We start from the raw sequence: 5,824 nt of genomic DNA, 5'->3' as shown, positions 1-5,824 counted from the left end.
TGCTTGGCAAATTTCTTAAATATTATAGCTTAGACTAGTTGCGTTTAAAAGTAGCGAAATTGCAACGTTTAAGACATAAAAATGTCAACACTAAAAATAAATACTGACCAGGGTTCCTTTTGCTTTTTTCTTTATTTGATAAATTTCTTAAATATCCCCTTGAATTTTATAGCTAACCAGCGTCACTCGCTAGAATGACATCATTGGACTACTTGGATGATATCACTTTGTGGCTTATATCACAATATTCATGCAGTTGTTTAACTGATGCTGGAATAATGCAAATTGCTAGATCTGTAGTTTACATTTAAATTTTATTTTATATTATTGTAAGTATTACACAACTTTAGAGAACAATTATGGCCGTTATGCCGGATAAATGGATAAAAGAAAAAGCTGAAAACTTTAGAATGATAAAGCCTTTTGTGGATCACAAAAGCAGTAAAGGTGTTATATCTTTTGGACTATCATCTTATGGATATGATGCAAGAGTTGGCAATAAATTCAAGATTTTTACTAACGTTAATTCAGCTGTGGTGGACCCTAAGAATTTTTCCAAGAATAGTTTTATAGATAAGGAAACAGATGTATGCATAATTCCGCCAAACAGCTTTGCACTTGCAAGTACAGTTGAATATTTTCTTATACCAAGGAATGTATTAGTTATTTGTGTTGGTAAATCAACCTATGCAAGATGTGGAATTATAGTAAACGTTACCTCCCTTGAACCTGGATGGGAAGGTCATGTCACACTCGAATTCTCAAACACCACTCCACTTCCTGCAAAAATTTACGCTAATGAGGGAGCGTGCCAATTCGTGTTTTTAAGTGGTGAAAGCGAGTGCGAAAAATCATATGATGACATGAGAGGAAAGTATATGAAGCAGTGCGGCATTACTTTACCGCTGGTGAAGTGAATTGCTGTAAGGGTGATAGCTTCCACCACCACCCTAATTAGGTTTCATGTTGTCTTGCGCTATTGTGTTGCTCTATAGATAACATTCTATCATTACTAGATGATAGCATAGTTTGTACTAATTTACTTTGCATTAGTGCTCATTCTGCTTCTTGTATATCATCTCCTTCGCACGCACTGAAGTTAAATCCTATGTCTACCAGCTACATTACATGACAATCCTGCAGCAAATTGGTAGTTGGTTAATTCTGCTCTGTATTATCTTGTTGCCCTAACTTATTAACTTCTCCTTCAATAAGCTTGCTGTATTCTTTATCATTGTCCACCTTAACTTTATTTACTGTTTGATCTTGGTTATCTTCTATATTTGTGTTTTTTTAGTCGAATACGTCTTTATTGATAGCCAGAAAATATGGTATAAGTGAGATTACTAGATTTAATATAGTGCACAGAATTATAATCACAGTAGCAACAATATATATTAGAATTCTAGCCAAATCTTTTACTACTTTAGACAACTTAGAGTCTTCCTTTTGAGCACTAGCAGCACTCAATTGGAAAAAGTAAAAAAACATTGATTAGTTTTTTTCTAGAACTAGTTGGCTTATAGTTTTGACTAGCATTAATAATCCATTTTACACTAGATAAGACTCTTTTTACCGTTCTCTTCTAACATTTCAAATTTCATTTCCACTGCCAGCCTTTATAATAATACTGAACTATACTAGTGTTCAATATAAAGTTAAGCAAATTTTGCATTTTTAGTTATCACAGATCCATAATAATATGACTCGCTGTGCGCTCTTCTTAAGAAAAGCTCTAATTAGTTACCATAAGTAACTGAATTTATTGGTTATTCTCTTGCCAAATGGATGCCAAAACAAACTGTATTAATCTAAATGGTGTATAAGGTCCAAAAAGTCTCGATTCTTTGATTCGAACAAAGCCGCCTAAGTAGATAATGGATCAGGAAAAGGGGCTGTATAAAAATATATTTAAAGTTTTGGTAGTAAATCTAACAATCCTGCCTGGTTATAAAGTTATCTCTATGTCCTGCTGCAACGAGAAGTGCTTTGCGTTTTGAAATATTCACATGATAGATAAGACGATATTTATCGAATCTTAGTCTTCTATATCCTCGTAATTTACCACGTAATGGTTTACCGACTTTGGGTTGGTTTAACTTTAAGCTCCTCTTCTATAGCTTTTTAACAGCAAATTTTGTTTCTTCTGACAGAGCTGGAAAATCCTTTTTAGCATACCTCTTTGAAAGCTCAATTTTGTAAATACTTCACTCCTGTTCTAAGTCTTTATACTTAATTGTTTCTGCGCCTGAAGCTTCACATTCCTTAACAATATCAGCTAATGCAATCCCCTCTACCTCACATTCTACCCCTTCTAAAATTAGCCTCTTTGCTAATTTTTGAACAGGATCCTTGGTAACTTCAGCTAGTCTAGCAAGGTGTGTGAAGTTTTTCGATCAAGAGCTATGTTAATTCCTGAACCTGCCATAAGTTTTACTGAAGCCTATTACTATAGTTAGTATACAACATTTCTTTTAATTTTTCAATAAAGAAAATGGATCAAGAAAAGGGGTGCGTAGAAATACATTTAATGTTCACTACAGTAAATTCAATGGTGTCTTATCATAGAAGTTCTTTCTGTATCCCACTGAAGCAGGAATTATCTTATGTTCTGCAATGTTTAGCGGTACACAATAGGCAATCTCTAGTCCTTAGGCTTCTATATTTTTTCAATTTTCTACTTAATGGCTTACCGACCTTAAATGGATTAGCTGCAATTTTATCCTCTATAAGTTTTCTTATTTTTTTCTTATTTCTGGCGATAAGGGAAGAAAATCTTTTTTAAGAATTCTTCTCGGGTAGCCAACATAATACTTCATAATTTATGGTTTTACTTCTGCAGATAATAGTGTATCCTAGCCTACATTCCCACTTCTAATCACCCCCGATCATGAGAATCAGTTTCCTTGACAATTCTAGAAAGCGCGATATTTTCAATTTCACACTCAATTCCATCTATAACTAACCTTTTTGCTAGTTTTTCAACGGACTCTTTATTGAATGCAGCTAGCTGAGTATGCGTAAAGCTTTTGAATTAAGGGTTATAACAACCTTTGAATCCGCCATGAGTTTTACCGAAGTCTATTGCTATAATAATTTTACAATATCTTTCTGAATTTTTCAATAAAAAAAAGTTGTTAATATGTATGATAACTATATTAAAATATATGCTATAGTAACTTTTGTTAGTGATACTCATAGCTGCAAAGTTAAAATTAGCTATGCCTCAAAACCCCTCCGGTATTTTCACGTACTAAGTTAACTATAGCACTTGATTCTTTTCGGATTTCCTCTTCGGTTAAAGTGTGAGTTGGAGAACAGAAAGTAACTGATAATGCTATGGACATCTTATTCGATTCCATATTATCTCTATGGTATACATCAAACACTAAAACCTCAGTGATGAGATCTGAACTTTTTTTTACCATATTGATTATATTACCTGCTGCTACATCTTTATTTACAATAAACGCAAAGTCGCGTTTTACACTTTGGTATTTATAATCGGTGAACTTTTTTTTACTTACAGGTAAATTTCTGATACCTTCTAATATCAACTCAAATCCTACAACTCTTTGCTTGATATCAAAAAAATCCAGTATGCTTGGATGTAGTTTTCCAAAATGACCAACTATTTTACTCCCAAAAGATAAGGTACCTGACTTTCCTGGGTGGTAATATTCTTTTTCTGCTCTCTCTATCGTTAAATTATCACAATTAACATTAAAGAATTCCAAAGCTGTTATAAGATCAGCCTTTGCGTCAAAAATATCTATTTTCCTGTCGATATTATAATGATTTCTTGGCAAATTATTTCCTGACCTAATTCCACTTAAAACATACTTAGGCTGATTGAGACTATCGTACACTGGTCCAATTTCAAAAATTGCAAGATCAGACGTTCCATGGGCAATATTGTCTGCAGTGATTTGCAATAAATTTGGTATGACACTTGGCCTCATTATGTTAAAGTTGTTATTAAATGGGTTATCGATAACAAACAACTTATCTGAGTACCCAAGCTTTTCAGCTATTGATTCACTCATAAAAGACCAAGTGAACACTTCATGAAGTCCTCTACTTGTCATTAAAATGCGCAAATCATCGTGCGCATTGGTTTCTGTCTCAATATTTCCTGTTAGTGGCTCTTCCTTTATTTTATCATAGCCGTATATTCTCACTACCTCTTCCACTAGGTCAGCAGGTATGGTAACGTCTGGTCTCCAGCTTGGTACTTGTACACTCCAATTATTCTCAGTTTTTTTATCAATGCTAAATCCTAATTTTGTTAAAATATCAAATGTCTCGTCAGGCGATGCAGATACACTTCCAAACTTGTTTATGTCTTGATAGTTAAGACTTATCTTGGTACTATTCCAGCATATTTTTTTCTGGATCCCAGTGTCAGCTACTTGGATGACAGAGGTGTGCTCCTTATATAAATTGCCAGCAGACACCACACTTGAGGCTTCTCCACCACATAACTCTAAAATCATCCAAGCTGCAAGGCTTAGTCCATCAAGAGTGAATCCAGGGTCAACTGAACGTGCAAATCTGTAACTTGAATCTGTGGAGACGCCGAGCTGCCTTGAAGATTTAGTAGTAGAGATAGGGTCAAACCAAGCAGACTCTAAAAAGATATCTGTAGTTTCAAGCGTGCATTTGCTACACTTGCCACCTATAATTCCAGCAATTGCATGAATATTTTTATCATCAGAAATAACATTTATGTCTTTATTTAATAAGTATTCTTTATCGTTTAAATCAGTAAATTTTTCTCCGCTATTTGCTTTGCGTACTACAAGCTCTCCTTCTATCTTTTTTGCATCATATGCGTGCATTGGGCGGCCAAAAGATATCATAATATAATTAGTAATATCAACTATTGCAGAAATGGAACGCATTCCTATCGATTGCAGCCTATCTTTTAGCCATTTTGGGCTTTCCCTATTTTTTACACCGGCAATGTATGTTCCACTAATAAAACTTTCTCCGTCAGTGACTTTGACATTTATAGAAGAATTCCTTTTCATCAAGGTAGCCAAAAACTGGGATTTATCTTGGATTCCAGCGTCAAGCGCTGGCATGACACCAAAGCAAGTTAAAGCCTTTAACGTTCCAATTCCAGTTGCTGCCAAATCGCGTGCTATTCCGTAAACGCCTAGGCAGTCTCCACGATTTGGAGTAACGTTTATATCAATTACAGGATCGCAATTGAAAAATTTGTCTCCTACTTTATAATCATCAGAAAGCTCAATTATTCCTTCACTTTCTTCTTGCACCAGCGCGAGTTCAGAAGCAGAGCAGAGCATTCCTTCACTTAGCACTCCTCGTATTTTTGTGGGCTTAATTGTAAAATCACTTTCTGGCAATGTGCTACCAAGAGACGCAAGTACAGTTTTCATGCCTCCTCTGACGTTGCTTGCCCCGCAAACTATCTGCAGGACTTTACTTCCATCGTCTACTTTACATAGTTTTAACTTATCAGCGTTTGGATAGGGCACGACTTCTAATACTTTTGCAATAACAAACCCAGCCGATTTGGCATTATCGATTACATCTTCTACTTCCAACCCTATGTGGGTTAACTTATCAGTGATTTCTTCTAAACTAACATTGGTTTCTAAGTGTTCTAGCAACCAAGATAATGTGAATTTCATCGATCTCAAGAGAAACAAAAAAGCTATTGTAATATAAAATGCAGTGCTTTTAAAGTTTGTTGTAGTGGAATACTTCTACATCACGAGCAATGATGTAGAAATTATTGTAATTTTATATATCCTTGCGTAGCGAATTTATCTTCCTCATGTCACCTTTGAAATCC

The 5,824-nt window shown here is 34.8% G+C and carries 2 protein-coding genes and 1 pseudogene; 1 reads left to right on the top strand and 2 read right to left on the bottom strand.

Features of this window, described 5'->3' with window-relative positions:
* Positions 1 to 359: 359 nt before the first annotated feature.
* The gene (dcd, locus tag IHO13_RS04165) at positions 360 to 917 is read left to right on the top strand and encodes a dCTP deaminase (protein ID WP_225538410.1); all 558 of its coding nucleotides are present in this window, start codon (positions 360 to 362) and stop codon (positions 915 to 917) included.
* A gap of 1,014 nt (positions 918 to 1,931) precedes the next feature.
* Here dcd and IHO13_RS04160 read toward each other — a convergent pair.
* Together IHO13_RS04160 and pheT are read right to left on the bottom strand one after the other, a co-directional pair.
* Positions 1,932 to 2,084 (bottom strand): annotated as a pseudogene (locus IHO13_RS04160) (type II toxin-antitoxin system RelE family toxin); the annotation flags it as partial.
* Between the two features lie 1,131 nt (positions 2,085 to 3,215).
* Positions 3,216 to 5,660, bottom strand: a complete 2,445-nt coding sequence (pheT, locus tag IHO13_RS04155) for a phenylalanine--tRNA ligase subunit beta (RefSeq protein WP_225538409.1) — start codon at positions 5,658 to 5,660, stop codon at positions 3,216 to 3,218.
* Positions 5,661 to 5,824: the final 164 nt, after the last annotated feature.

This window comes from Wolbachia endosymbiont of Mansonella perstans (genome assembly GCF_020278605.1).
Classification (GTDB): Bacteria; Pseudomonadota; Alphaproteobacteria; order Rickettsiales; family Anaplasmataceae; genus Wolbachia.
Note: the sequence above shows the minus strand (reverse complement) of the source record. Positions and strands in the feature narration are given on the sequence as shown.